25 protein-coding genes are annotated in these 25,972 nt (G+C 65.3%); 14 read left to right on the plus strand and 11 right to left on the minus strand.

The genetic code is table 11. The annotated features are described in order from the left end of the window. Positions 1–236 precede the first annotated feature (236 nt). From FAZ98_RS24995 to FAZ98_RS25020, 6 genes are all read left to right on the plus strand, one after another. A complete protein-coding gene (locus FAZ98_RS24995; protein WP_158955080.1) occupies positions 237–1,430 on the plus strand; it encodes an MFS transporter in 1,194 nt (397 codons plus the stop codon). A gap of 78 nt (positions 1,431–1,508) precedes the next feature. Beyond that, on the plus strand, positions 1,509–2,081 hold the full coding sequence (locus FAZ98_RS25000; RefSeq protein ID WP_233272918.1) for an ester cyclase: 573 nt from the start codon (positions 1,509–1,511) through the stop codon (positions 2,079–2,081). A 106-nt stretch (positions 2,082–2,187) separates the two neighbouring features. After that, positions 2,188–3,111 (plus strand): LysR family transcriptional regulator, encoded by a 924-nt coding sequence (locus FAZ98_RS25005; RefSeq protein WP_158955083.1) that lies wholly within the window; start codon positions 2,188–2,190, stop codon positions 3,109–3,111. 150 nt (positions 3,112–3,261) lie between these two features. Then, the gene (locus FAZ98_RS25010; protein ID WP_158955085.1) at positions 3,262–3,696 is read left to right on the plus strand and encodes a PRC-barrel domain-containing protein; all 435 of its coding nucleotides are present in this window, start codon (positions 3,262–3,264) and stop codon (positions 3,694–3,696) included. 216 nt (positions 3,697–3,912) lie between these two features. Continuing rightward, entirely contained in the window at positions 3,913–4,818 is a 906-nt protein-coding gene (locus FAZ98_RS25015; protein ID WP_158955087.1) for a LysR family transcriptional regulator, read from the plus strand. A 121-nt stretch (positions 4,819–4,939) separates the two neighbouring features. Continuing rightward, positions 4,940–5,860 carry a bifunctional helix-turn-helix transcriptional regulator/GNAT family N-acetyltransferase gene (locus FAZ98_RS25020; protein WP_158955089.1) on the plus strand — a complete coding sequence of 307 codons (921 nt, stop codon included), beginning with the start codon at positions 4,940–4,942 and terminating at the stop codon, positions 5,858–5,860. 132 nt (positions 5,861–5,992) lie between these two features. Here FAZ98_RS25020 and FAZ98_RS25025 read toward each other — a convergent pair whose 3' ends face one another. Continuing rightward, positions 5,993–6,571 carry a TetR/AcrR family transcriptional regulator gene (locus FAZ98_RS25025; protein ID WP_233272919.1) on the minus strand — a complete coding sequence of 193 codons (579 nt, stop codon included), beginning with the start codon at positions 6,569–6,571 and terminating at the stop codon, positions 5,993–5,995. A 179-nt stretch (positions 6,572–6,750) separates the two neighbouring features. Between FAZ98_RS25025 and FAZ98_RS25030 the strand changes: the two genes are divergently transcribed. Further along, the gene (locus tag FAZ98_RS25030) at positions 6,751–7,116 is read left to right on the plus strand and encodes an H-NS histone family protein (RefSeq protein ID WP_158955093.1); all 366 of its coding nucleotides are present in this window, start codon (positions 6,751–6,753) and stop codon (positions 7,114–7,116) included. Between the two features lie 60 nt (positions 7,117–7,176). Here the strand turns inward: FAZ98_RS25030 and FAZ98_RS25035 are convergent, their stop codons facing one another. The 4 genes from FAZ98_RS25035 to FAZ98_RS25050 form a co-directional block, all read right to left on the minus strand. Continuing rightward, positions 7,177–8,409, minus strand: a complete 1,233-nt coding sequence (locus tag FAZ98_RS25035) for an NAD(P)/FAD-dependent oxidoreductase (protein ID WP_158955096.1) — start codon at positions 8,407–8,409, stop codon at positions 7,177–7,179. 110 nt (positions 8,410–8,519) lie between these two features. Then, positions 8,520–8,873 (minus strand): RidA family protein, encoded by a 354-nt coding sequence (locus tag FAZ98_RS25040; RefSeq protein ID WP_158955098.1) that lies wholly within the window; start codon positions 8,871–8,873, stop codon positions 8,520–8,522. A 2-nt stretch (positions 8,874–8,875) separates the two neighbouring features. Further along, complete coding sequence (locus FAZ98_RS25045) at positions 8,876–10,402, minus strand: amidase (RefSeq protein WP_158955100.1); 1,527 nt, start codon at positions 10,400–10,402, stop codon at positions 8,876–8,878. Positions 10,403–10,430: 28 nt separating this feature from the next. Beyond that, positions 10,431–11,723: an MFS transporter gene (locus tag FAZ98_RS25050; RefSeq protein WP_158955102.1), complete on the minus strand. Its 1,293-nt coding sequence runs from the start codon at positions 11,721–11,723 to the stop codon at positions 10,431–10,433. 115 nt (positions 11,724–11,838) lie between these two features. On the opposite strand from FAZ98_RS25050, the gene FAZ98_RS25055 reads away from it, so the two are divergent. Together FAZ98_RS25055 and FAZ98_RS25060 are read left to right on the plus strand one after the other, a co-directional pair. Then, positions 11,839–12,618, plus strand: a complete 780-nt coding sequence (locus FAZ98_RS25055; RefSeq protein ID WP_158955104.1) for a helix-turn-helix domain-containing protein — start codon at positions 11,839–11,841, stop codon at positions 12,616–12,618. A gap of 115 nt (positions 12,619–12,733) precedes the next feature. Then, the gene (locus FAZ98_RS25060; RefSeq protein WP_158955106.1) at positions 12,734–13,297 is read left to right on the plus strand and encodes a cysteine hydrolase family protein; all 564 of its coding nucleotides are present in this window, start codon (positions 12,734–12,736) and stop codon (positions 13,295–13,297) included. A gap of 171 nt (positions 13,298–13,468) precedes the next feature. Here the strand turns inward: FAZ98_RS25060 and FAZ98_RS25065 are convergent, their stop codons facing one another. The 4 genes from FAZ98_RS25065 to FAZ98_RS25080 all read right to left on the minus strand — a co-directional run bounded on the left by FAZ98_RS25065 (position 13,469) and on the right by FAZ98_RS25080 (position 19,055). Continuing rightward, entirely contained in the window at positions 13,469–16,024 is a 2,556-nt protein-coding gene (locus tag FAZ98_RS25065) for a TonB-dependent siderophore receptor (protein WP_158955108.1), read from the minus strand. A gap of 172 nt (positions 16,025–16,196) precedes the next feature. Beyond that, complete coding sequence (locus FAZ98_RS25070; RefSeq protein WP_233272920.1) at positions 16,197–17,144, minus strand: FecR domain-containing protein; 948 nt, start codon at positions 17,142–17,144, stop codon at positions 16,197–16,199. Positions 17,145–17,217: 73 nt separating this feature from the next. After that, positions 17,218–17,724 (minus strand): sigma-70 family RNA polymerase sigma factor, encoded by a 507-nt coding sequence (locus tag FAZ98_RS25075; RefSeq protein WP_158955112.1) that lies wholly within the window; start codon positions 17,722–17,724, stop codon positions 17,218–17,220. Between the two features lie 389 nt (positions 17,725–18,113). Continuing rightward, on the minus strand, positions 18,114–19,055 hold the full coding sequence (locus tag FAZ98_RS25080) for a LysR family transcriptional regulator (protein ID WP_158955114.1): 942 nt from the start codon (positions 19,053–19,055) through the stop codon (positions 18,114–18,116). Between the two features lie 104 nt (positions 19,056–19,159). On the opposite strand from FAZ98_RS25080, the gene FAZ98_RS25085 reads away from it, so the two are divergent. Genes FAZ98_RS25085 through FAZ98_RS25095 form a run of 3 tightly spaced genes read left to right on the plus strand, consistent with a single transcriptional unit; the run spans position 19,160 to position 21,300 of the window. Then, positions 19,160–19,894, plus strand: coding sequence for an SDR family NAD(P)-dependent oxidoreductase (locus FAZ98_RS25085; protein WP_158955116.1), 735 nt, complete (start codon positions 19,160–19,162; stop codon positions 19,892–19,894). Positions 19,895–19,907: 13 nt separating this feature from the next. Then, entirely contained in the window at positions 19,908–20,675 is a 768-nt protein-coding gene (locus FAZ98_RS25090) for an SDR family NAD(P)-dependent oxidoreductase (RefSeq protein WP_158955118.1), read from the plus strand. 13 nt (positions 20,676–20,688) lie between these two features. Further along, the gene (locus FAZ98_RS25095; protein WP_407672145.1) at positions 20,689–21,300 is read left to right on the plus strand and encodes an NADPH-dependent F420 reductase; all 612 of its coding nucleotides are present in this window, start codon (positions 20,689–20,691) and stop codon (positions 21,298–21,300) included. A gap of 63 nt (positions 21,301–21,363) precedes the next feature. On the opposite strand, the gene FAZ98_RS25100 is transcribed toward FAZ98_RS25095, so the two are convergent. Further along, positions 21,364–22,272, minus strand: a complete 909-nt coding sequence (locus tag FAZ98_RS25100) for a LysR substrate-binding domain-containing protein (protein WP_158955122.1) — start codon at positions 22,270–22,272, stop codon at positions 21,364–21,366. Between the two features lie 212 nt (positions 22,273–22,484). On the opposite strand from FAZ98_RS25100, the gene FAZ98_RS25105 reads away from it, so the two are divergent. Then, positions 22,485–22,652: a hypothetical protein gene (locus FAZ98_RS25105; protein WP_158955124.1), complete on the plus strand. Its 168-nt coding sequence runs from the start codon at positions 22,485–22,487 to the stop codon at positions 22,650–22,652. A 122-nt stretch (positions 22,653–22,774) separates the two neighbouring features. Next, on the plus strand, positions 22,775–23,173 hold the full coding sequence (locus FAZ98_RS25110; RefSeq protein WP_158955126.1) for a tautomerase family protein: 399 nt from the start codon (positions 22,775–22,777) through the stop codon (positions 23,171–23,173). Between the two features lie 81 nt (positions 23,174–23,254). Here the strand turns inward: FAZ98_RS25110 and FAZ98_RS25115 are convergent, their stop codons facing one another. Further along, on the minus strand, positions 23,255–25,756 hold the full coding sequence (locus FAZ98_RS25115; protein ID WP_158955128.1) for a TonB-dependent siderophore receptor: 2,502 nt from the start codon (positions 25,754–25,756) through the stop codon (positions 23,255–23,257). Positions 25,757–25,972: the final 216 nt, after the last annotated feature.

The raw sequence follows: 25,972 nt of genomic DNA on the forward strand, positions 1-25,972 counted from the left end.
CCCTCGCGCAACCGGCGCGACGATGCGGGGAGAGGCCAGGCGCCGTAGCCGCTCGCAATAGCAAAACCAATAGCAAAACCAATAGCAAAACCAATCGCAAAACGTTAGCAATCCGGTCTCCTTATTCTCGTTTTATTTGAAAATCATTCAAAAACCGGCCCAATTATCAAATCGTGCAGCGGTAAGCAGAATGACGTCACTTTCACCGTGTGGCTTTGCCTCGCAAGGAGACCGTCATGCCGCTTCCAATTCTCGCCCTCGCGCTCAGCGCGTTTGCCATCGGCACCACCGAGTTCGTCATCATGGGCATCCTGCCCGACGTGGCGCACGCGCTTTCGGTGTCCATTCCGTCCGCCGGTCTGCTCGTGAGCGGGTACGCGCTGGGCGTCGCCGTCGGCGCGCCGTTGCTCGCGGTGCTCACGAGCCGCATGCCGCGCAAGTGGGCGCTGATGCTGCTGATGGGCATCTTCATCGTCGGTAACGTTTTGTGTGCAGTCGCGCCCGGCTACACGAGCCTGATGATCGCGCGTGTGGTCACGTCGTTCGCGCACGGTGCGTTCTTCGGCATCGGCTCGGTGGTGGCCGCCTCGCTCGTGCCGCCCGCGAAGCGCGCGAGCGCCGTTGCGCTCATGTTCACGGGCCTCGCGCTCGCCAACGTGCTGGGCGTGCCGCTCGGCACCTTCATCGGCCAGACGCTCGGCTGGCGCGCCGCGTTCTGGGCCGTTGCCGCAGCGGGCGGCCTTGCCGCCGTCGCCCTGTATGCGCTCGTGCCGGATGCGCACGACGCGAAGCCGGTCAGCCTCGCGCACGAAGTAGGCGTGCTCAAGCAGCCGCAAGTGTGGCTCGCGCTGCTGATGACGGTGCTCGGCTTCGGTGGTGTGTTCGTGGTGTTCACCTACATCACGCCGATACTCGAGCAGATGGGCGGCTTCGCGCCGCGCCAGGTCACGCCAATTCTCGTGCTGTTCGGCGTGGGCCTCGCAATTGGCAATGCGCTCGGTGGCAAGCTCGCCGACCGCGGCGTGATGCGGGCGCTGATGGGCGTGTTCCTCGCGCTGCTCGCGATCATGGCGATCTTCAGCCACACCATGCATCACCCGCTGGCTTCGCTCGTGACGATTTTCGCGTGGGGCGTCGCGGCGTTCGCGACGATTCCGGGCCTGCAAACCCGTGTGCTGAGCAAGGCCGCGAACGCGCCGAACCTCGCTTCCACGCTCAATATCGGCGCCTTCAATGTGGGCAACGCGATGGGCGCGTGGCTCGGCGGTCTCGCGCTTGCGCAAGGCCATGCGCTCGACACGTTGCCGATCATCGCCGCGGTGGTGACGGCGCTGGCGCTCGCCGTTACCGCGTTCGCCATGCGACTCGATCGCAAGGCAGCGGCTTCTGCCGCGGTTGCCGTCGGACACGACACGCAGGCTTCGATCTGACTTTCGCCCGTGACGTTCGCCCGTGACTTCCACGCCACGCGCTGACTAACTCACTCACTCATTCAAGAGGATTCGATCATGAACACGCATGCCGCCATGCGCTTCGTTGCGCGCGCAACGACCGCCGCCGCGACCGCCGCCGCGCTCCTGGGCGCGACGTCTTCCGCCAACGCCAACGCCGCCGCCGACAACCTCGTTCAACCGAAGCAACTCATCGTCGACAAAAGCCTTCCGCAGCGGCAGCTTCAGCAACAGATTCGCGCCGCGCGCCTTTACGACACGTTCTGGAGCACCGGCGACGAAGCGCAGGCGCGCGAAGCGCTCGCCGCCAACTTCACGGACCGCACGCTGCCCGCCGGACGCCCGCAAGGCGTGGCTGGCCCGCTCGCCGCTTCGAAGGGCTTTCATGGCGCGGTGCCCGACGTGCACGCCGAAGTCGAGCAGATGATCGTCGCGGGCGATCGCGTGGTCACGCATCTGCACTTCACCGGTCACTTCACGGGCACGTTCAACGGTGTGCAGGGCAAAGGCCAGCCCGTCGATTTCATCGCCACCGATATCTATCGCATTCGCGACGGCAAGATCACCGACAACTGGCACCTCGAAGACAATCTCACGTTCCTCCAGCAACTGGGCGTGGTGGCGAAATAACGCTGCCTCGGGCGGCTCGCGCACGGCGCACGCCACCGCGCGCGCCGCGTTACCATCGCGGGCGTCGCCACGCGACTTTCATCGACCCTTTACGCAACGCGCGACCATGGACAATCTCGGAGACATCCGTCTTTTCGTCGAAGCCGCGAGCCTCGGCAGTCTTTCCGCTGCCGGCCGCAAGCTCGGGCTTTCGCCGGCCGCGGCGAGCGCGCGGCTCGTGAAGCTCGAAGGCGCGCTGCATACGCAGTTGTTCGAACGCTCGACGCGCAAGTTGCGTCTCACCGACGAAGGTCGCATGTATCTCGTGCATTGCCAGCACGCGCTGCAAACGCTCGACGACGCGCGCGCCGCGCTGCAGGCCGGGCGCGAAACGGTGAGCGGTGCACTGCGCGTTTCGGCCACCTCGGATTTCGGCCGCGTGACGCTGCGCCACTGGCTCGACGAATTCAACGCGCGGCATCCGCAGGTGGCGCTCACGCTCGTGCTCTCCGACTCGCTTTCGCATCTGTTGCAGGACGATATCGATCTCGCCATCCGCTTCGGCGTGCCCGCCGACAGCGCGATGATCGCGAAGCGCATGGCCGACAACCGGCGCGTGCTGTGCGCCTCGCCCGCGTATCTCGCGCGCCATGGCACGCCGAGCCACCCCGACGACCTCGGCGAGCATGCGTTCATCCTGCTGGCTTCGGCGGCGGGCGTGGCGAATCAATGGCGTTTTGCGCGCGACGGCGAAACCGCGCTGTTTGCCGCGAACATCGAAGCTTCGCGTCAAACCAACGACGGCGCGCTCGCGCGCGAATGGGTCGTCGAAGGACGCGGCGTGGCGATGAAATCGATCTGGGATATCGGCGCGGACCTGCGGGCGGGACGTTTGCAACTGCTGTTGCCCGAGTGGCGCACGCCGGACGTGCCCGTGCACGCGCTCTTTCAGCGCACGCCCTATATGGCGCCGCGCGTGCGCAGCCTGGTCGATTTCCTCCAGGAGAAATTTACTGAGGCATCCGAAGCATTGGCGCCGTTTTTACGCTGATGGCGCGGCGTCGAAGCGTCGAAAATCGCGCCGTTCCGCCGCGCCGGACGAAGCGCCGCCGCGGCGTCGCACCATCTTAAGCGCAGGGTTGCGCCATCCCGGCTACCATGAGCGTCCATTTATCGACACTCATCACCAGGAGCCCAAACCATGCGATTTCGCACCACTTTGTTGACCGTCGCGGCCGCCGCCGCCGTGCTCGGCAGCGCCACGGCGCAAGCCCAGATCGCAGGTGCGCAGCCGCTCAGCGTGACCGTCGAGCAATCGCAGGCGCTGCTCGAAGGCTGGAGCGTGAAGAAGAGCGTGCTCGGCAAGGCGGTTTATAACGACGACAACGCGAAGATCGGCACCGTGCGCGATCTGATCGTGGCGCCGGACGGCTCGGTGTCGGCGGCGATCGTCGCGGCGGGCGGCTTCCTCGGCGTCGGTTCGCACGACGTGGCGGTGCCGATCGCGTCGCTCGACGTGCGTCAGGGCAACCTCTATCTGTCGGGCGCGACCAAGGAAGCGCTCAAGGCCACGCCGGCGTTCCAGTACGCGAAGATCCAGTCGCCGCCGAAGCCGAAGAAGGCCGAGAAGCAATAAGCGCCCGGGTCGTTCGAATTACCCCAAATCACCCGTATCGCCGATAAGAAAACGCCACGCGGGCGCGCTCGCGTGGCGTTTTTTTTGAGCCGGCCGCGCTGAGTGCCGGGTCACGCGGCGTCGCTCGCGCGCGCCGTTGCGCGACGCTGGGCGCGAACGCGCTTCGTGTACAGTGCGCTTACTCTTTTCACGCGACCCCACGACACGCTGCGGCCCATGATTCGACTGGAAGACCTCGTCATCTTCATCAGCGCGGCGGACAACGGCAGTTTGTCCGCGGCTGCGCGCCAGCTCGATCTCACGCCCGCGGTGGCGAGCGTCGGGTTGAAGCGTCTCGAAACCGAACTTGGCACGCGCCTGCTCGCACGCTCCACGCGCAGCCTGCGCCTCACGCCCGACGGCGAACGCTACCTCGCCCACGCGCGCACCATCATCGAACAGGTCGATGCCGGTCATCACGCCGTGGCGCACGGCCGCACGACGATCGGCGGCACCGTGGCGTTGTCGCTGCCTTCCGATCTCGGCCGCAACGTGCTCGCGCCGTGGCTCGACGCGTTCCAGGCGCAGCATCCGGCCGTGGCCTTGCAGGTGCGGATCGGCGATCACGTGGCGGACATGTTTCGCGCCTCGATCGCGGTGGCGATCCGCTACGGTGTGCCCGAGGATTCGACGCTCGTGGCGTTGCCGCTCGCGCCCGACAACCGCCGCGTGCTGGTGGCGTCGCCCGACTATTTCGCGCGCCACGGCCGCCCCGAGCTGCCCGCCGATCTCACGCGCCACAACTGCCTGCGCTTCGCGCTAAGCGACGTGCTGCACGACCGCTGGACCTTCTGGCGCGGCGACGAAGCGACGGTCGTGAGCGTGCGCGGCGATCGCTGCAGCGACGACGGCGAACTCGTGCGGCGCTGGGCCGTCGCGGGACACGGGCTCGCCTACAAGTCGCGGCTCGACGTGCTCGCGGATCTCGACGCCGGCCGGCTCGAAACGGCGCTCGATGCGTACACGGGCGAGGGCGCGCCGCTGCATCTCGTCTGCGCGCATCGCACGATGCTCTCACCCACAGTGAATGCGTTGCGCGAGTGGTTGGCGGAGCGCGTGAGCGCGCTCGCCACGTTGCGTTGACAAGGCGCCAGCCGCGCTTATTTGACCCCATAAAAGTTCGTATTGATTTCGCAATAGGTGCGTTGACATAGTTGCTTGAGGCAAATTAGTATTTGCTTCAGGCAAATTACTTGCGACGACCATGTCAACGACTTCAATCGACCAGCGCGCGCTCGCCGTGCGCGACTTCAATCGCTACTACACGCGCCAGATCGGCGTGCTGCACGAGCATTTGCTGGAGAGTGATTACTCACTCACCGAAGTGCGCATCCTGTGGGAACTCGCGCATCGCGACGACTTGACCATGACCGATCTGTGCCGCGAACTCGGCCTCAACGCGGGTTATGTGAGCCGCGTCATTTCGGGCTTCGAAAAGAAAGGGCTGGTCGCGAAAACGCGGGCGGCCGACGACGCGCGCGTCTCGCGTCTCGAACTCACCGCGCTCGGCCGCGCGACCTTCGCACCGCTGAGCGACGCCTCGCAGCGCGAAGTCGTCGCCATGCTCGAACGCTTGCCGGAAAGCGCGCAGCAACACCTGGTCGAGGCGATGACGCAGATCCGCTCGATGCTGGACAAACCGCAGCCGGGCTACCTCCTGCGCGACCCGCAACCGGGCGACATGGGCTGGGTCGTGCAGCGGCAAGCCGTGCTCTATGCGCAGGAATACGGCTGGAACGCGGAGTACGAGGCGCTCGTGGCGGAGATCGTGGCGAAGTTCATCCGGGAATTCGATCCGCGCGCGGAGCGTTGCTGGATCGCGGAGAAGGACGGCCGCCCGGTGGGCTCGGTGTTCGTGGTGCGCGAGGACGAAACGACGGCGAAGCTGCGGCTGCTCGCCGTGGAGTCGAGCGCGCGAGGTCTCGGCATCGGGCATCGGCTGGTCGACGAATGTCTGCGTTTCGCGCGGCTCGCGGGCTACACGCGCATGGTGTTGTGGACCAACAGCGTGCTCACGGGCGCGCGCAAGATTTACGAGCAGGCCGGTTTCCGTCTGGTCGAAGAAGCGCCGCACCACAGCTTCGGCAAGGATCTGGTCGGGCAGGTCTGGGCGCGCGATCTCTGAGCGCCTGGGCGCCGGGCTGATCGGCATTGGGGCCAACGCCTGGCGCGTGGTGCGCATGGGACGCGTACCGTCTCGCTTCGTTTCGGTGTCGCGTGCCGCCACGGCTGGGCGGCATGCCCCGTGGCAATCGACTTAGCGCGTAGCAGGCGCGGCGGCCAGCAGGCTGCGCAGGAACACCATGATCATGTGCCCGATGGGCACCTCGGCGAGTCTCGTTCGCTGCAAGGCGAGCCCTTGCGAGAGTCCCATGAACGCCGCCGCGAGGACCGACGGCGACTCTGGCGGCACCTTGCCCATGCGCGCGAAAATTTGCGCGATGCAATAGGCGAGGCCGTCGCGGTGGGCGTTCAGCAGTGCATCCGAAGCCGCGGCGAACTCCGGGTTGCGACGCCCTTGCAGCGTGAATTCCACACCCAGTACGGACCATTCCGGCTCGGCGTCGAGTTGCTTCGCCCAGCGTTCCAGCGCCGCGAGGATGTCTTCCGCCGACGCGGCCGGATCGCTCAAGGCGCGCGCGATGTCGCCAACCTGCGTCTTCGAGCGCTCTCGCATCAATTCCACGAACAGCGCTTCTTTGCTGGCGAAATTCGAATAAAAAGCGCCCTGCGTATAGCCGGCCTCGGCCGCGATATCGCGCAGCGAGGTCGCGCCGAAACCGCGCTCGACGAATAGCCGCTTTGCCGCTGCCAGCAAATGCGCCCGAGTCTGCAATCGACTGGCTTCGCGGCTCAGGCGTGGGGAGGGGGAGGCCGCTTTCATGGCCGGAAGGATATCAGTTGATATTTAAATATCAACTGGATATTATTACATTCATATATCAAGTGATATGTGAATGTAATGGTGGCGTTGATGACGGCAACGGCCACGCCATGTACGACGGGAAAAAGCACATGAACAGCAAGGTGAGCGTGTTGAAGCAACAACTTGCGCGACTCGACGAGCGTATTACGGTCGCCTGGCAACAGGAGCAGAAAGCCGCCATCGAGCACATCCGTCAGGTCATGAACTTCTTCAATCTGGTTCCGAACCAGCTCCGTGTCGACCGGCGGGGCACCTACAACACCAAACCGTTGCAGATGAAGTACCAGGACCCGGTCACCGGGGCGACCTGGACCGGCCGCGGGCGCGCGCCGTCCTGGATTCGCAACCGAAGCTACGACGAATTCCTCGTCCGGCAGCCCGATGGCGCCAATCCTGCCGCAAGGGAAAACCGCCGGAACCGCCAGCGCGCCGCGACCGACCGGCATGGCGAGTGAACGCCGCGGCCCGCGAGCGTCGCGGGGCGGCCAGGTCGTTAGACGGTGTGTCGGGGAAAACTAGAATCGATCGGCGCGGAACGGCTCCGGGTCGACAAGGGTGGGCGCGCCCGTGATCATTTCGGCGATGAGCCTGCCCGTGACCGGCCCGAGCGTGAGCCCATGATGCGCGTGGCCGAACGCGAACCACAGATCGCGGTGACGCGGCGCGGCGCCGATCACCGGCATCATGTCCGGCGTGCACGGCCGCGCGCCGAGCCACGGCTCGGCGTCGACGCGGGCGCCGAGCGGAAACAGGTCACGCGCGAGCGGCTCGACGGCTTCGAGCTGCACGGGCGTTTTCGCGGCGTCGCGAAAGCCGAGTTCGACGCCCGTCGTGAGGCGGATGCCACGCACCATCGGCGTAATCATGAAGCCGGCTTCCGCGTCGAGCACCGGCTGATTCAGCTTCGCGCCGTTCGCGGGCGTGTAGTGCATGTGATAGCCGCGCTTCACGGCCAGCGGGAGCCGATAACCGAGCTTGCCCGCGAGGTCGCCCGACCACGGCCCCATGGCGACCACTGCCGATTGCGCTTCCACCGGCCCTTGCTGCGTCATGACGCGCCACGACGGTTCGAGCGTCGCGGCGTCGCCGATCAGCACCTTGCCGCCGAGTTGCTCGAAGAGCCTGGCGTAAGCGGTGACGAGCCCGGACGGATCGCTCACCGAATCCGACGAGGTATAGCGCACCCCGCCCACGAGTTTCGGATTGAGCGAGGGTTCCGCGGCCTGTAGCGCCGCGCGATCGAGCGTGTCGTATTCGACGCCGTATTCCGCCTGCCACCGCCGTGCCTCCGCGACCGCCTGATTCAGCGCGCCTTCGGTACGGAAAATCTTCATCCAGCCGCCGGTGCGCAACAGCGCCTGCGCGCCCGCCGCCTCGATCAGCGCGCGATGTTCGGTCACGCAATGTTCGATCAGCGTGGAGTACGCGCGCGCGATGCGCGCATGGCGATCGGCGCGCGAATGATGCCAGTAGCGATACAGGAAGGGCATCAGCTTCGGCATGGCCGCGGGGTGATAGCGCACGTCCGTCGCGTGATTGCCTGCATAGCGCGCGAGCGAGCCGAAATCGCGCGGAAACGCGTAGGGATAGACGCCTTCGCGCTGGATCAGCCCGGCATTGCCGAGCGATGTCTCGTTGCCCGGCGCCTTGCGGTCGACCAGTGCGACGGCGAGACCGCGGCGCTGCAACTGCAACGCGACCGACACGCCGACGATGCCGCCGCCGAGCACGACCGTATCGAACTTCATCGTCCAGATTCCTTGTTAGGGACGTGCCGCGCACGTCCCGAATGCCATGGCAAAGCGCGCCGCCGACCGGACGGGTCCGCGGCGCAAACCGCTGACGACGCGCGCCGGGATCAGGCGAGCGCCGTGACGGCGACTTCCACGTCGAGGCCCGGGCGCATCAGCAGCGCGGTGACGCACGCACGCGTGGGCGCGTGACCCTCGGCGACCCAGGCGTCCCATACGGCGTTGAACGCGTCGAAGTGCTTGGGGTCGGAGAGCCACACGTTGGCCGTCAGCAGGCGCGTCTTGTCGACGCCCGCCGAGGCGAGCAGCGTGTCGATGCGCGAGAGGATTTCGTGCGTCTGCACGTCGATGGGTGCGCCCGCCGTATCGGGCACCTGGCCCGACAGATAGACGACGCCGCCGGCGATCACCACCTGGCTCATGCGGGCGTTGGTTTTCAGTCGTTTGATCGATTCAGTCATGGTTACACCATTGAGAGACCGGCGGCGTTGCCGTCGGTCGGTTTGAAAACGGGCGGCGCGGTCACGATGGACGTGAGCGCCGGATTGGCTTGCGCGAGACGCGCGAGGTCGGGACGCGGGCGGCGCAGCGCGGGCGATGCGGCGAATGCCGCTTCCAGCGCCTGCGCGACCGCGAGCGTCTTCATGTCGCCGCGAAACGGCCCCACGATTTGCAGGCCGAACGGCATGCCCGCGCGATCGACGCCGCACGGCAGCGCGATCGCCGGATGCGTGGTCAGCGTCACGACATACGTGAGCGCGAGCCAGCGATAGTAGTTTGCCTGAGCGTGGCCGTCGATCTCCGTCGCGTGCATTTGCGTCCACGGGAACGGCGAAACCGGCGTGGTCGGCGACACGATCACGTCGAAGCGCGCGAAGGCCGGCTGGAAGCGCTGGAAAATGCGCGTCTGCTCGGCCTGCGCCCACGCGCTGTCGGCAAGCGACATCTGCGCGCCCATTTCGTAGTTCGCGCGCGTGTTCGGACCGAGCGCGCCCGGGTCGCGCGTGTAGGCGGCGTGCAGCCCGGCGACGAAACTCTCCGCGCGGATCACGTCGAAGCAGCGATGCGCGTCGCCGAGATCGAACGTGACGGGCTCGCAGGTGTGCACGATGCGCTTCAGTGCGTCGATGCGCGCGCGAAAGGTTGCGCGGATCTCGGGGTCCACGTCGCAGCAGCCGAAATCCTCGGTGTAGCCAATACGCAGCGTGGCCGGATCGACATGCGGCGGCAGGGCGAACGCGAGCGGATCGACCGCGTAGCTCAGCGGATCGCCGCTCGATTCGCCCGCGGTTGCGGCGAGTTGCAGCGCGGTATCGGCAACGTCGCGGCCCATCGGGCCGACCACGGAAATGGGCGTCCAGCCGAGCAGGCGGCGCGAATTCGGCACCAGTCCCGGCGACGGCCGGAAGCCGACCACGCCGCATTTTGCGGCCGGAATGCGCAGCGAGCCGCCCGTATCCGAGCCGGTGCAGACCGGCAGCATGTCGCAGGCGAGCGCGGCGGCCGAGCCGCCCGAGGAGCCGCCCGCGTTCAGTGCCGGATCGAACGGGTTGCCGGTCGCGCCCCAGACGGGATTGCGCGTGTTGGCGCCCGCGCCGAGTTCCGGCACGTTGGTTTTGGCGACCACGATCGCGCCCGCCGCGCGCAGCCGTTCGACCAGCGCCACGTCGCGCGAGGGCACGTTGCCGCGCGACATCGGCGAGCCGTAGGTGGTGAGCAGCCCGGCGGTGTCTTCGAGATCCTTGACGCCGAGCGGCAGGCCGTGCAGCAGGCCGAGCGGTTTGCCCTCGACGACCGCCTGTTCGGCCGCTCTGGCGGCGGCGCGCGCGGCGTCGAACCCGGTTGCGGTGATGGCGTTGACCGCGGGATTCACGGCCTCGATCCGCGCGATGCAGGCGTCGAGCAGTTCGACGGGCGAGATCGCTTTCGCGCCGATCAGCTTGCGCAGCGCAACGGCGGACAAGCTGACGAGTTCGGCATGGTCGGACATGGTACGGATTCCTGACGAAAAGGGGAGATCAGCCGATCGACTCGCCGGTGCGGTCGCGCAGCCAGATGACCGGGACCAGCGACACGGCGCAGGCCGCCGCCACGTACCAGGCGGGCGCGAGCGGGTTGCCGGTGCGCTCGACGATCCAGCTGGCGATGAGCGGCGAGAAGCCGCCGAAGAACGAGGCGCTGACCACGTAGGTGAGCGCGATTCCCGTCGCGCGCACTTCGCGCGGGAACAGTTCGGGGATCATCACGAGCACCGGCACGATTTGCGCGGCGACGAAGATCGACAGGTACGCGGACACCGCGCACAGCAACGCCATCGAAGGCGCGGCGGACAGCAGCGCGAACGCCGGATAGACCGTCAGCAGCAGGATCACGCGCGAGGTCACCAGCACGCGCTTGCGGCTGAAGCGGTCGGCGAGCTTGCCCGCGATAGGCGCCATGACGAACAGCACGAGCGAGCTGACCACGCCCGAGGTCACCGAAGCCGTGGACGACAAATGCAGCGTGCGGATCGCATGATTCGGCAGGAAAAACGCGGTGATGTACACGGACACCGAGCCGCCGAGTTCCGCGAAGGTGCCGAGGATCGTCAGTTTCAGATGCGTCGTGAGCGCGGCTTTGAGCGCGCCGCGCCGCTGCGTGGCGCGGGTTGCCGAAGGCCCGGCGCTCAGCGTCTCCTCCAGCCGCCGGCGGATCAGCATGCCAACGGGCGCCGCGACGATACCGAGCAGAAACGGCAGGCGCCAGCCCCACGTATTCACGATGTCTTTCGGCAGCAGCACGTTGACGAGCGTGGCGACCACGGCGCCGAGCGCGAGCCCGAGCGCCGTGGCCGCGAAATTCCAGCTGGCGAAGAACGCGCGCGTGCGGTCGCTCGCGTATTCGACGAGCAGTGTCGTGCCGGGACCGAACTCGCCGCCCGCCGCGAAGCCCTGGATCAGCCGCGCGGCCAGCACGATCAGCGGCGCGAAAATCCCTGCCGTGGCGTAGGTCGGCGCGCAGGCGATCAGCGCGCAACTGAGCGCCATCAGCATGATGGTCAGCACCATCGCCTTCTTGCGGCCCGAGCGGTCGGCGTAGGCGCCGATCACGATGCCGCCGAGCGGCCGCACCACGAAGCCCACGCCGAACACGCCGATCGACAGCAGGAACTGGTTCACCGGCGTGGCCGACGGAAAAAACAGCTTGCCGATCTGGATCGCGAAGAAGCTGTAGATGGTGAAATCGTAGTATTCGAGCGCCGTGCCGAGCGTGGTGGCGGCGATGACCTGAGCTTTCGACAAGCCCGTTTTCTGCAATGCGAGAGATGCCACGACACGGCTCCTGAAAGGCGGAGAGGGGAACTGCGAGTTATCATATACGAGAAAAAAATAATTCTCGTATACGACAAAACCCTCGGCGAAACGCCGCGAACGGAACCGGTTTTTTATGGCAAAGGCAACGACGGCAAAGACGCCGGCGAAGGTATCAACGAAGGCGTCCGCGAAAGCGAAAGCGCCGGCGAAGACGGCGGCGAACACGGCGCGGAAAGAGGCGGCGAAAGAAGCGGCGAACGCGAAGGCAAGGCCATCCGCAAGTCGCGCCGCCGCGCAACCCGCCGGGCAGGACGCGCAGATCGACCATCAATCGGTCGGCACGCGGCTGCGTCACGCCCGCAAATCGCGCGATCTCACGTTGATGCAGCTCTCCGAGCAGTCGGGCATTGCGGTGTCGACGATCTCGAAGGCCGAGCGCGGCGATATCGCCCTCACGTACGACAAGTTCGCCGCGCTGGCGCACGCGTTGAACGTCGACTTCGACACCATCTTCGGGCGCACGAAGCGCAAGGCCGGCGACGGCACCATGCAAGCGACGCTGACGCGCTCGGGCACGCAGCCCATTTACGACACGCCCAACTACGAATACGGGATGATCGCCAACGATCTGACGGGCAAACGCATGGTGCCCATGCGCGCGCATATCCGTGCACGCAAGCTCGACGATTTCCCCGACTACATTCGCCACAGCGGCGAGGAATTCGTATTCCTGCTGAACGGGCAACTGGAGTTGCGCTTCGAGAACGGAACGGCGTTCCGCCTCGATCAGGGCGACAGCCTGTATTTCGACAGCGCGGTGGGCCACGTTTATCTGAGCGTGGGCAAGGAAGACGCGGAGGTGCTGGTGTGCTGCGTGGATACGGAATTGCACCGGCCGCCGCAGACGCTGTGAAGACGGCGCCTGTGTGCCGATGCGGTCGGCTGGCGGCGTTGTGATGAGTGGAGCGAAGCGCGATGCCGTTCGCGCGTTGCGCTGAACCGGGTTGCTTCTCACGAGGTGTTGCTTGATGACTACGCTGGCCAATCGTCCCCATACCGCCCTGGTGTTGATCGATCTGCAAAACGATGTGGTGGCGGGGGCGTATCGTCGTAACGAAGTCCTCGACGCGGTCAACGTGCTGATCGCGCGCGCCCGCGCCGCGCGGGTGCCGGTGGTCTGGGTCCAGCACGCCGACGAAGCACTCGCGGCGGGCAGCGAAGCGTGGAAGATCGTCGCGGAACTGACGCCCGCGGCAGGCGAAACGATCGTCGGGAAGCGCTATCGCGACGCGTTCGAAGGCACCGATCTGGAGCGGGTGCTCGCGGGGCTCGGCGTTGGCAAGCTGATCGTGGCCGGTGCGCAGACGGACATGTGCGTTCGCTCGACGCTGCATGGCGCGTTCGCGCGCGGCTATGACGCGGTGCTGGTGAGTGACGCGCATACGACCGTGGACATGACCCAGCGTGGCGCGCCGCCGCCCGATGCCGTGATCCGGCATACGAATATGTATTGGAGCGGGCAGAAGGCGCCGGGGCGCTCGGGCGGGATCGTCGAGAGTGGGCGGGTCGAGTTTGGGGAATCGGGTAGATGAAGGGGGCGCCGCGATAGCCTCAACTCGCCATTCTCCATAGGCTAGCCTTTGGCGTTCGCGCAACACCATCTTGCACGCCAGTCGCGCCGCGCGCCTCATGACGGGCTGTCATGTTCGAGCGCTCATGCCGTTATTACGGCGCTTCTGGCGGCGTCGCAGAGCGCGTTCGCGTCAGATTTTGGCGCGCAGCGAGAAGAGCACGAGCCTCGGGTCGCCGTAGTAGTTGCCGCCAGCGCCTGCGGCAGTGCGAATATAGGTCCGATTCGCAAGATTGGTCACCGCGAGCGACGCCGACATGTTCTTCGTCAACTGGTAGCCAACGTGCGCGTCGAACGTTGCATAGCCCGGTCCGACAATACGATTCCCGCTGTCCGAGAAGTACGTGTAACTCGACACATAGGCGCCCGCACCGATGCTCCACTTGTGGAATTCGCCAGGCAACTGGTAGTTCGACCAGAGCTTGAAAAGATGCTTTGGCGTAGTGACGCCGAAGGCCGCCCCGACGCTCGTGCTGTCGTCCAGCGACGACGCCATCGTGTACGTATAACCTCCGGACAGCGTCAGCCCCGGCAATACTTCGCCGCTTGCCTGCAATTCGACGCCGCGGCTGCGCGCCCGGCCCTGGGCGATGGAAAAACCGATGTTCTGCGGATCGCCGAACGCCCGGTTGCGCTCGTCGACCTGGAACAACGCCAGCGACGTATTGAGCCTGCCGCCGAAATACTCGCCCTTCACGCCAACCTCGTATTGCGAGCCGGTGACCGGCTTGATCATCTGGCCGCTGACCGTAAATGCGCTGGTCTGCGGCTTGTAGATCGACGTATAGCTCGCATAGGCCGAGTACGTGTCGTTGATGTCGTAGACCAGGCCGACGAACGGCGTGAACTTCGGCCCCTCGCGGGTATCGTTGGGCGTGTTGCCGAACACGTTGTAGTACGGGTCGGGGTTCGGCGTGCTCACGCCATGCCACCACGTCACGCGGCCGCCCACGATGAGCGTCAGCGGATCCGTGATGCTGAAACGCGCATTGCCGTATATGCCGTACTGGTTCAGGACGCGCTTCGCATCGTCCTGGGGGCCGCCAGCGAATGCGTTCGCATAGCCCGACGTATCGTAGAGGCCGTTGTAAACATCGGCCCAGACGTCGAGGCCGCTGTCCGGATTGGCGTAATACTGGGAAAGCTGATCGCTCTGGTGCAGCCAGTTCGCCCCGACGGTCAACTGATGTTCGCGCCCGAACAATCTGAACGGGCCGGACGCATACACGTCGATCGCGTCCTGCGTATTGTTGTCCAGCGTTTTGAAGCTCGATTTGTCCACCGCATCGAGCGCAGTCGGATCGACATAGTCACCCACGTAGCCGAACTGCGACATCTGGTGAATCTGCCGGTGGTTGTACGACACCTTCGCCGTCCAGCCGGCGCCGAGCTTCTGCTCGACTTCCGCGAACGCGTTGGTCGTCTCGACGTTCATGTAGTCCCAGTCCGCACCGATATACGCACTGCGCGGTACGTCGACGATCGAGTAGTCGGTGTACGTCGGGATGCCCCACATGACGTGGCCGAACTGGTGCGAATAGCTGATACCGACCCGTGCAAGCGTCGTCGGCGTCAAATCGGCCTCAAGCGTGCCGTAGACCTGCTGATCGCGCTGCCAGGAGCCCTCCTGCATCTCGTGGCGATCGTGCTGCATCGCGACGACGCGCCCGCGCAGCGTGCCCGCCGCATTCAGCGGGCCGCCGATGTCGGCCATCACGCGCCGGTCCGCATAGTTCCCGACCGATGCATCCACCGACGCCTGAAACTGCGACGGCGCGCGCTTGCGCACGAGGTTGATCACGCCGCCGTCGCCGCCGAAGCCGTTGAACAGGCCGGCCGGGCCGCGCAGCACCTCGACGCGATCGTACGCGGCCACGTTGTCCGCCGTCATCGAGCCGCCGCTCGCCGGGATCGCGGTCGGCACGCCGTCGAGCTGGACCGTCGAAATCTGGAAGCCGCGCGAATAGTATGCGGTGTCGTTCGGCTGGAACAGATTGACCGTGACACCCGGCACATACTTGATCGCATCGTCGACCGTCGTCGCATTCTGTTCCTGGAGTTGCTTCTGCGGAACGACCGTAACCGAGTTCGGAATTTCACGCTGCGCAACCGGAACCTTCGAGCCGACCGTGGTTTCGGGATTGAGCGCCTCAGCCCGCGTCGCGGCCCTCGAAGCATTGGCGGTCACGCGGACGGGCGGCAACGTCGTTGGCTGTGCACCGGCGGCATCGGCCGATACCACGGGCGGTCTCGCCCGGCGCACCGACCACGCACCGTTGCCCTTGTCCTCCGGCTCGTAGCCGCTGCCATCGAGCAGCGCGTCGAAGCCTTCCTTCACGGTGTAGCGTCCGCGCAGTCCGGGGCTTTTCAGGCCGTCGAGCGTGGCGGGGTCGAAGGAAAGCGGCGCATGCGCCTGGGCGGCGAATTGCGCGAGGACGTCGCCGAGCGGTCCCGGCCCGATCGCGTAGGCCGCCCGCTGCGTTGTTCCGGCGGATTGCGCCATGGCCGGTTCGCTCATCTGGAACACGGCGAGCGCGGCCGCCACCACCACGGGACGCATCTTGAAGGCCATCCGCGCACCCGGTCGCCAGTCGAGGAGGCGGTGGCCCAGGCCAACCGGCGAGCGGAGCGCTAAGGCGCGGCCGGACGTCGATGGCGTAGGCGCGTGATGGGAAGCCTGGGTGGTCATGCCGTTTTCCTTTTTGTCGTGAGCGGTGTAGTCGGTTCGGCGACGCGGCAATTCGCACACGTCTTATCCGGTACACCGGACGAAGCGGAAAAAAGTGTCATGCGTCGTCAAGATTTTTTTCGACGCGCGACACCCAGGCATGGACGGTCGAGGGACCGCCGGGGCTCGCGTATCACGAGCGGCGCGGGCCTACGCCGATCCACAGCGGTGTGAAGGTGGTCAGTTGGACCGGCAGCGTGCGCGCGAGCAGGCTGAGGCTCGCGTCGATATCGTCGAGCGGGAACGCGCCCGACACGCGCAGGGCGGCGACGGCGGGGTCGCAATGCAGCACGCCGTGGCGGTAGCGCGCGAGTTCGGCGAGCACGTCGGCAAGGCGCTGGTTCTGGGCCATCAACATGCCTTGCTCCCATGACGACGCTCCCGCGGCCGCGGGTTCGACCGCAGTCGTGCCGGTCGCCAGCATGCCGGCCTGCTGGCCGGCGCGCAGCATCTGCAACGCACTGCCACCGGCCGGCTTGAGCACCACGACGCCTTCGGCGACCGAAACGGTGGTCGCGTCCGGTGCCGGCTCGCCGGTTCGCACGGTGAAGCGGGTGCCGAGCGCCTGCGCGGTGCCTTGCGCGGTTTCCACGACGAACGGACGGTAGCGGGCAGCGCCCGGGTCATGCCCGGTGGTGACCCGTACGCGGCCGGAGACGAGACGCAGACGGCGCGTGTCGCCGTCAAACGAGACGTCGATTGCCGTCGCCGTATCGAGCAGCACGCGCGTGCCGTCGGCCAGCTCGATGCGTTTCTGCTCCCCGGTGGCGGTGCGATAGTCGGCCGTCCAGTCGCGCCACGGCAGCGCGCGTGAGGCGAACCACGCGACCGGCGCGCCGATCAGCAACGCGCCCAGCCCGCGCAATGCCGAGCGCCGCTGGCGGTCGCGCAACTGCCCGACCGCGTCGGCGGCGATGCCCGGCGGCACGCTGGCGAACGTCGCGCGTACCCGTTCGGCACGTGACCACGCGTCTCGATGCGCTTCGCTCTGCGCGCGCCAGCGTTCGAATTCCGCATGCTCATGAGGCGAAAGCGCCGCCTCCTGCATGCGTACCAGCCAGCTGGCTGCCTGGGCGAGCAAGGTATCGTCGGGTGCGGCGGCGCGCGCGGCGTCGTGGGAAGAGATCATCGGCCAGCCCGGCCGCGCCGGCGCGTCACAGCGCTTTCATGCAGGCCACGAAGGCCGTCTGCATGTGCCGCTTGACCGTCGCGAGCGACACGCCCATCTGGTCGGCGATGCTCTGATAGGTCAGGCCGTCCAGTTGGGACAGCAAAAAAATCTCGCGAGTCGGGCCGCGCATCGCATCGAGCATGGCGTCGATGCGGTGGAGCGCTTCGAGAATCAGGTGCCGCACTTCGGGCGACGGCACTTCGGGTTCGGGCAGATGCGCGATGGCGTCCAGATACGCGCGCTCGACGTCCTGACGGCGCCAATGATCGATCACCAGGCCCTTCGCGATATGCGTGAGGAGCGCCCGCGGCTCCGACTTCAGATCGAAGTTACGACGCGCCGCGATGATCCGTACGAAGGTGTCGTGCGCGAGATCGGCCGCATCGAAGGTATCGCCAACCCGCCGGCGCAGCCAGCTGAGCAGCCAGGGATGATGGTCGCTGTAAAGCGAGGCCACCGGATCCGGATAGTTGGGCAGAAAGGCCGGCACGTCGCGACGCCGTTAGGTGAGAATGATAATTACTCGCATTCTAAAGAGGATGCTGGATAACGACAATAGATGGTGCGGTCACAACAAATCGAGGTCGATAAACCGGTTCGGGATTGGGCGGCAACGGGCTGATTCGCGGCTCGCATCGCTCTGGATTCACGCAGAAGCGGAACCCGGCGAGGAACGCGTTGCCAGTGGCATCCTCGGCAGAAGTCCTTCTGCTTCACGGGAGGCGCGCGCGCCCGGACGCTGCTCCGTGCACAGCATGAATCGCTCGATGGAGGCGTACCCGGAGAGATCGATACTCACTCGCGGCGGCCAGCAGAGAACGTTGTACAGACAGCCTTGGGCGACCGCGGCCGCAGGAGGCCGCCGCAAACTACCCCCCGTCAGCGACCGCGCTTGCCGCTGGCCTCGGTCTTCCCACCCTTCGAGACAGGAGGCCGTTTGCCAAGGAGCTCGACGAGCCGTGTCTCACATTCGGAAAACGAGTGCCCGCGCCGCTGCGAGATCATGAACGTGAGGGGGCGCATGTGCCATGCGCGCCGCTGGAGTTCGACAAGCGTTCCTTTCGCGAGGTCTTCGGCAACCAGATGATGCGGCATGTGCCCCCAGCACAAGCTCCCCTTCAGCAGATCGTGCTTCGCGCCGAGATCGTTCACGAGCCACTGGCGTTCACTGGCCACCCCCTGTTGGGTGCGTTCCGCATCGGGCTGATTGTCGGTGACGACCAGCTGAATGTGCCGGCCGAATTCCTCGCGCGGGATCGCCCCGGCCATGGCGGCCAGCGGATGCGATGGCGCACAGACCGTCACCATTTTCTCGTCGCACAGGTGCAGTCTTTCCAGCGTGCCCGAGCCCGGTTCCGGCACGTCCGCGATCGTCACTGCCAATGCGCACGTGCCGTCCAGCACCAGACGCTCGCCGCCCTGCATGGTTGTCATGCGCAGATTGATGGCGATCGTCGGCGAGTCCACCTGAAGCGTGCGCAGGGATTCGATCAGAAGCGCACGCGGGAAATAGGTATCGACGGCAATCGAGACCTGCGGCACGCCGGCCTCGGCAATCGACACCGCGCGCATCTTCATTTCCTCGGTGCGGGAAATCACGCCGCGCGCATCGGGCAGGAGGCTGCGGCCTGCATGAGTCAGCGTCGCTTTGCGCGTGTTGCGCTCGAACAGCATCACGTCGAAGGCGGTTTCCAGTGCGCTGATGGCGTGACTGATTGCCGACTGCGCGCGCCTCAATTCGCGCGCCGCGCCGGAAAAACTACCTTGGTCGCACACGGCGACGAAAGCCCGAAGCTGGTTGATCGTGACGTTGTCGAGCATGGTTATCTAAAAAGTAGATGGTATTGATAGATTTTTAGTCAATTGTCTTCATCAATCAAGCGTTCCAGAATCGAGGCCTCACTTTGCTTCGAAGGACGCATCAAATGAACAGGTTGAATGGAAAGACCGCCGTGATCACCGGCGGCGCGACCGGCATTGGCCGCGCGGCGGCCCAACGCTTCATCGAAGAGGGCGTGTTCGTGTTTATCTTCGGCCGCCGGCAGGACGCGCTCGATGCGGCCGTGGCCGACCTCGGGCCGAATGCCCGCGCGGTCAAGGGCTCGGTTTCCGATCCGGCGGATCTCGATCGGCTGTATGCGGCGGTAAAGGCGGAGCGGGGAACCCTCGACATCGTCTTCGCCAATGCCGGGGCGGGAAGCATGCTTCCGCTCGGCAAGATCACTGCCGAGCATATCGACGAAACCTTCGACACCAACGTGAAGGGCACGATCTTCACGGTCCAGAAGGCGCTGCCGCTGATGAGCGAAGGCGGGTCGATCATCCTGACCGGATCGAGCGCCGGCACCACGGGCGCCCCGGCAATGAGCGCCTACAGCGCGAGCAAGGCGGCGGTGCGTAATCTCGCCCGGAGCTGGGCGGAGGACCTGAAGGGCACCGGTATTCGCGTCAACGTGCTGTCGCCGGGAGCGACCGCCACCGAACTCGCGAAGGAAGCGCTGGGCGAGGAGGGGCAAAAGGTCTTCGCCTCGATGACGCCGCTTCTACGCATGGCCGATCCCGCGGAGATCGGGGCGGTGGCGGCTTTTCTCGCTTCGCAGGACAGCAGTTTCATGACCGCTAGCGAGGTCGCCGTCGACGGCGGTCTGGCGCAACTTTGAGGAGAACAATCCCATGACACACTCGTTAAGTGGCAAAACCGCGCTCGTTACCGGGGCATCGCGGGGTATTGGCCGTGCCATCGCCGAACGTCTTGCAAAGGAGGGCGCGACGGTCGCGCTGAGCTACAACGCCAGCCGATCCGGCGCGGACGAGGCCGTCGCGGCCATCGAGAAAGCGGGAGGCGCTGCGTTCGCTGTCCACGCGGATCTCGTCGACCCGGCGAGCGTCCCGGCTCTGTTCGAGAATCTCGACGACGAATTCACCCGGCGCAACGGCAGCACAGCCCTCGACATTCTGGTCAACAACGCCGGCAATTCCGGCTGGCTCGGCTTCAAGGACGCGACACCAGAAAGTTGGGACACCTTAATGGCGGTGTACGCCCGCGCCCCTTTCTTCATCGTTCAGGCCGCCCTGGATCGTCTCGCCGATGGCGGGCGCATCGTCAACATCTCTTCCGCGGCCGCCACGAAGCCCGTGACCGCCGCACCCGTCTACTCGATGGCCAAAGCGGCCATCAACAACCTGACTCACGCGCTCGCGGCCGAGTTGGGGCACCGCGGCATTACCGTGAACGCGGTCGCGCCAGGCTACACGCGAACGGACGCGAACGCCGCCGTTCGCGAGAATCCTGAACTCGTGAAGGCCGTGGAGGCGGAAATCGCGCTGGGACGCTTCGGCGAACCATCGGAAATCGCTGCGGTGGTGGCGTTCCTGGCCTCCGACGAGGGTCGCTGGGTGACCGGCCAGACGATTGAAGCGAGCGGCGGCTACAAGCTCTGACCGCGTCTGACAACTGAAGGAGAATCTCATGAGCTACGCAATCATCGGCTTCGGCAAGATCGGCCAGGCGCTGGCCAAGGCGTTTGCCCGCAGCGGCGTCGAAGTGTCCGTTGCAACCACACGTGACCCGGCGAGTTTTGCTTCCCAGGCGGCGGTGATCGGCCCCACGATCCTTCCCACCACCCTGGCGGAAGCGGTCAAAGCGGAGGTCATCTTTCTGGCCGTCCGTTTCGAGTCGCACCCGGAGGTCGCCGAGGCGCTGGCGGACTGGAAAGGCAAGACCCTCATCGACGCAATGAACACCCAAGCTCCGCCTGAGACACTGGGCGGTCTTCCTTCCTCCGCCGTTGTCGCGAAGGCGTTCGCCGGGGCCGATCTGGTCAAAGGCTTCAATCATCTGGTCGCTGCGGTCCTCGATCAGGACCCGGCCGTACACGGTGGCAGGAGAGTGGTGTTTCTCGCTAGCGACGATGACCGGGCCGCGGCAGAGGTCGGCGCGCTTGCGACCCGGCTCGGTTTCGCGCCAATCCAACTCGGCAGGCTCGCCGAAGGCGGTCTGCTCGTTCATGCGCGCGGAACCCGTTGGGGACAACTGATCTTCCAGGACTTGATCAAATTCGATTGATCGATCGAAGTTGCCGGGCAGTTCGCCAGGTCCGGTTGGGATCGCAACCTTTACCTGCAATCACTACCCGGCCGCCGTCAATCCCGCATCGACGAGATGCTCGTGCAGCGTTTCGCGCAGGATGGCTCCCAGCCGGGCGACGGCGGCGGCCGGCACCTTTTCGGCGCGATGCAGCGATAGCGCGATGGGGGGAAGTTCTGGGAGCCCCGCTTTTTTCGGGTCCAGCGCGATCAATGTCTTCGGCATGCCGATGGGCGTTCGAAGCGTAATGCCGAGCCCCGCTTCCGCTGCGGCCCAAAGCCCGGCGAGGCTGGGGCTCGTGAAGGCCACCCACCAGGGTATGGCGGCATCGTCCAGCGCAGTGACGCCCGGGGTCCGAAATACGCAGGGCGGCTCGAACGCGACCAACGGCAACGGCTCTGAAGCCAGCGCCTTCACACCCGGCCAGTCAGGGCGTGCAATCCAGACCATCGGCACGCTCGCAAAATGCTCGGCAAAGGGCGCCTCGCTTCCGTCGCCCCACGCGAGGGAAAAATCGAGTTCGCCCTTGATCGTTTTCTCGACCAGCGCCAGGTTCCCCTCCGACCGAACCTCGACTCTGACTTTCGGGTGCGCACTCGAAAAGCGGCCGAGGACCGCCGGTAGCCAATTTTCGGCGAAATCCTGCGGTAGACCGAGTCGCACCGTTCCCTCGACCTCCGAGACGCGGACCGAAGCAACCGCTTCGTCGTTCAACTCGAGGATGCGTTTGGCGTAGCTCAGCAGGCGGTCGCCAGCGGGAGTGAGCGCCAGATTCCGCCCTGATTTCTGCACGAGCGGCTGGCCAACCTGCTCTTCGAGCCGCCGCAGTTGCGTGCTGATCGCCGATTGAGACCGGCCCAGGCGCTCGGCCGCGCGAGCGAAGCTCCCTAGCTCAAAGCCCGTCACGAAGCTGCGCAGGATATCGATGTCCAGATTGGTTCGATGGAACATGATTCGATTTTGTGAAAGTGTACGTTCAAAACTATCTAATTTTCATAACTATTCTTCGTGTCTATATTGATCCTGTCAAGCCAATCCGGTCGCTCGCCACCGTGGCGACATCTTCAGGCAGGGGCGGCTAGATGGCGGCGTAGAACATCGCGTGCTTTTGTTTTGACGCGCTTTCACTTATTAACTCGTCGATATGATCGGGAGTCCGAATCATGAAATTCTTCCTGAGTGTCTTCATTATTGCCGTCTCGCTTCTTGTCATGTCTGGGGGCACCGATGCGCACGCCCGTATCCGGCACGTGATGGCGAATTCGTCGGAGATCTTCGCCCGCCTGGCGCCGCCTGCCAACATCCAGCCGGGCGACTTCGTAGCGGATTGATCCAGCCGCAAACCGCACGGCGCAAAGATTCTCGCATTGCCTCTGCGGCCAGGGAACATCGGAAAAGCGGCAATTCCCGTTCTCGACTCACTCATTCACTTATTCACTTTCAGGAGCCTGAGATGCCCCACATCGTCATCCATTTGAGCGGGACGCCCGACGCCGCGCTCGCGCGTCGCGCCGCCGATACCGTCGCCGAATTGACGCAAAGTGTGCTCGACAAGTCGCTTCCCGTTATCTCCATCGCGGTGCAGTTCATCCCGACCGATCAATGGTTTATAGGAGGGCAATCGCTCGACTCGCAGAAAAAGCGGGCGTTTCACCTCGACATCAGCATCACGGATGAAACCAATACCAAGGCGGAAAAAGCGCGCTATGTTCGCGAGGTGTATTCGGCATTCACCGACCTGCTGCCCGAATTGCATGAAGTGAGCTACGTGCACCTGGTCGACGCACGCGCAGCGGCGTACGGGTACGGCGGTCGAACTCAGGAATGGCGACATCAGCAGAGCGGGGTGTAACGCGAAAGAGCGACAATCACTGCCGCTTACCGTAGCAATCCGGCGCCGGCCCCCCGGCGCCAGCCCCACCGAATTACCCGATCAAAAGTCCGAACGAACCGTCAGCATGGCATTACGCCGATCCCCCATCACGCTATAAAACCGGCCAGGCGGGCGCAGGTAGTATCCGCGATTGAACAGGTTATTCAGTTGCAACGTCGCTTCAACGTGCTTGTTGAACCGATACCCCACCTGCGCATTGAAAATCGCATAGCCGCCTTGCACTACCCCGCGCGTGATCTGGCTCTGCGCGAGCATGCCGCCGCCAATGCTCACGTTGCGCAACATGCCCTGTGAAAACTTGTAGTCGGTCCAGAGCTTGAACAGGTGCCGCGGATCGGTGCCGTCGGTGAGATTCGCGGTGTCGTCGTCGTAGCGAACGTTCAGATAGGTATAGCCCGCGTAAACATTCCAGTTCGCAGTGGGTTTGCCGGCGATTTCAAACTCCACGCCCTGGTCACGTGCCGCGCCGCCGGGAATATAGCCGTTGGCATGCACGGGGTCGGAGATCGCGCGGTTGTTATCGTCGATACGAAACAGCGCGACCGTAGTGCTCAGCCGATCCCCGAAGAAGCTGTTCTTGACGCCCACTTCGTATTGCTCGCCCGAGCGCGGCGGCAACATCGATCCCGTATAAGTGGTTTGCGTTTGCGCCGCCAGAAAGCGCGAATAACTCGCGTAAGCGGTCATCGAGGGCACGATGTCCCACACGATGCCGGCCGAGGGCAGGAAGCGGTGGTTGACCTGCGCCTCGGTCTGCCAGTCGTCCACGGTCGGAATGAGCGACTGCGTGCGCTCCTGGAGGAATGCCTCGCGCGCGCCGAGCACGAGCGTGAGCGGGTCGGCAATGCGAATGCGCGCCTGTGCGTAGAGACCGTATTGCTCGAGCCGGTCGTTCACGCCGCTGGTATAGGCTACGGGCACTTCGGGCACGACGTTGGGATCGAACAGATTCCAGGTTCCGCCGATGCCCGGGCCGGTCACGCGCTGGTAGCCGTAGTATTCGGAATCGGTCATCAGCGAGTAGTTCGCGCCTATCGTGAACGTGTGCGTGCGTCCGAAGGCCTGAATCGGCCCGGACACGTGCGTATCGGCGCCGAACCAGTCGAACGAGGCGCGCTGGCGCTGATCGCCAAAGTACGAATAGCCGTTCGCGAGCGCGCCGGGACCCGAATACGCGTAGTACGACTTCAGCAATTGATGCCGATAAAACAAGGTGGTTTCGGACTGCCAACCGTTCTCGAAGCGATGCGTGAGGTCGGCGTTGGCTTCCTGCACGGAGGTGAATGCGGAACTCCAGGAGGGCGTGAAGTTCTGCGACCACGACGACGGCACGCGACCCACGAGCCCCGTGAGCGTACTGTTGTAGACGCCCGAGGCGCCGTAGTCCACGCCGCTGAGCGGCATGACTTCGTAGGTCCCGGAAAGCGAGAGTGTGGTGCGCGGCGTGAGGTCGAAATCCAGCGCGCCATACGCCATGAATTCCTTCTTGCGCGTGGCGTCCACGGACTGCAGGCCATCGCCGCCGACGATCACCGCGCGGCCGCGCACGGTGCCTTCCTTGTTGAGCGGCCCGGTCACGTCCACCATTTGCCGCACGCTGCCGAACGTGCCGATCTGCGTTTCCGTGGACACGTGAAACTGGTCCTGCGGCCGCTTGCGTACGAGATTGACGGTGCCGCCGGGCTGCTCCATGCCGCTCATGACGCCGGCGGGCCCGCGCAGCACTTCCACGCGATCGTACATGGCGAGATCGAATTGGGGCTTGTATTGCAGGCCGCTCGCAATCGGGGTGCCGTCGAATTCCACACCTAGCTGATTACCGCGCGCGCGAAAGTAGGCCGTGCCGTCGCCATAGTCGATCGATTCGACACCGGTCACGTAACGCAGTGCTTCCTGCAGCGTCGTCATGTTCTGGTCGTTCATGCGCTCGCGCGTGAGCACGGAAACCGAAGCGGGCGTTTCCTTGATCGACTGCGCAACGCGTCCCGCCACCGTCGAGGCTTTGGCCGCGTAGGAACCGCTGCCCTCGGTGGTCGCGTCGAGTCCGTTCGAGGCGCGCACGGCGATGGCGGGCAGCATGGCGTCGGCGGCCGCCCCGGCGGGCGCGGCGCGCAACATGTATTGGCCGTTGGGACCCGGCACGGCTTCGAGTCCGCTGCCCGCGAGCAGCGTCGAGAACGCGCCGGAAACGGTGTAGCGGCCGTGCAGTCCGGTGCTCGACTTGCCTTCGGTGAGGTCGCCGGTGCCGCTCAGGTAGACGCCGGCCGTCTGCGCCACGCGGTTGAGCGCGACCGTGAGCGAGCCCGCCGCGATATCGAAGCGATGCGTCGCCTCGCTAGCGCTCGGGGCCTGGTTTGCGGCCTGCGCGCGGGCGCTGCCCGTGAGCGCGCCCGTGGCGATGAGCGCACCGGTCAGGGTGACGATCGCCGCGCGGGTCGCGCTCACGAGCGGGCGCTCGATGAGCGCTGCGGGACGGCGCGCGTTGGCAGGGGATCGGGCGGGCAGGCAGCCCGGCGCGCGGCGGGCGGAAAGGCGAAACATGACTGGGTCTTCCTCATTGGCGTAGGCGTGTTGACGAACGAGGAGAAGGTCCATCGGGACGGATTTGGCTGGCGCGTCGTGTAGTGGCGACGACAGGCGTGCGGTGCGTGGCTGGTCGATAGCCGATCGGTCTTCTCATCGACAAGACCGGACGAGATCGAAAAAGGGGAACCGCAAAGCGCCCATTTTTTTCTGTCGACCTGACTCGACCCGACT

Source organism: Paraburkholderia acidisoli (assembly GCF_009789675.1).
Lineage (GTDB): Bacteria > Pseudomonadota > Gammaproteobacteria > Burkholderiales > Burkholderiaceae > Paraburkholderia > Paraburkholderia acidisoli.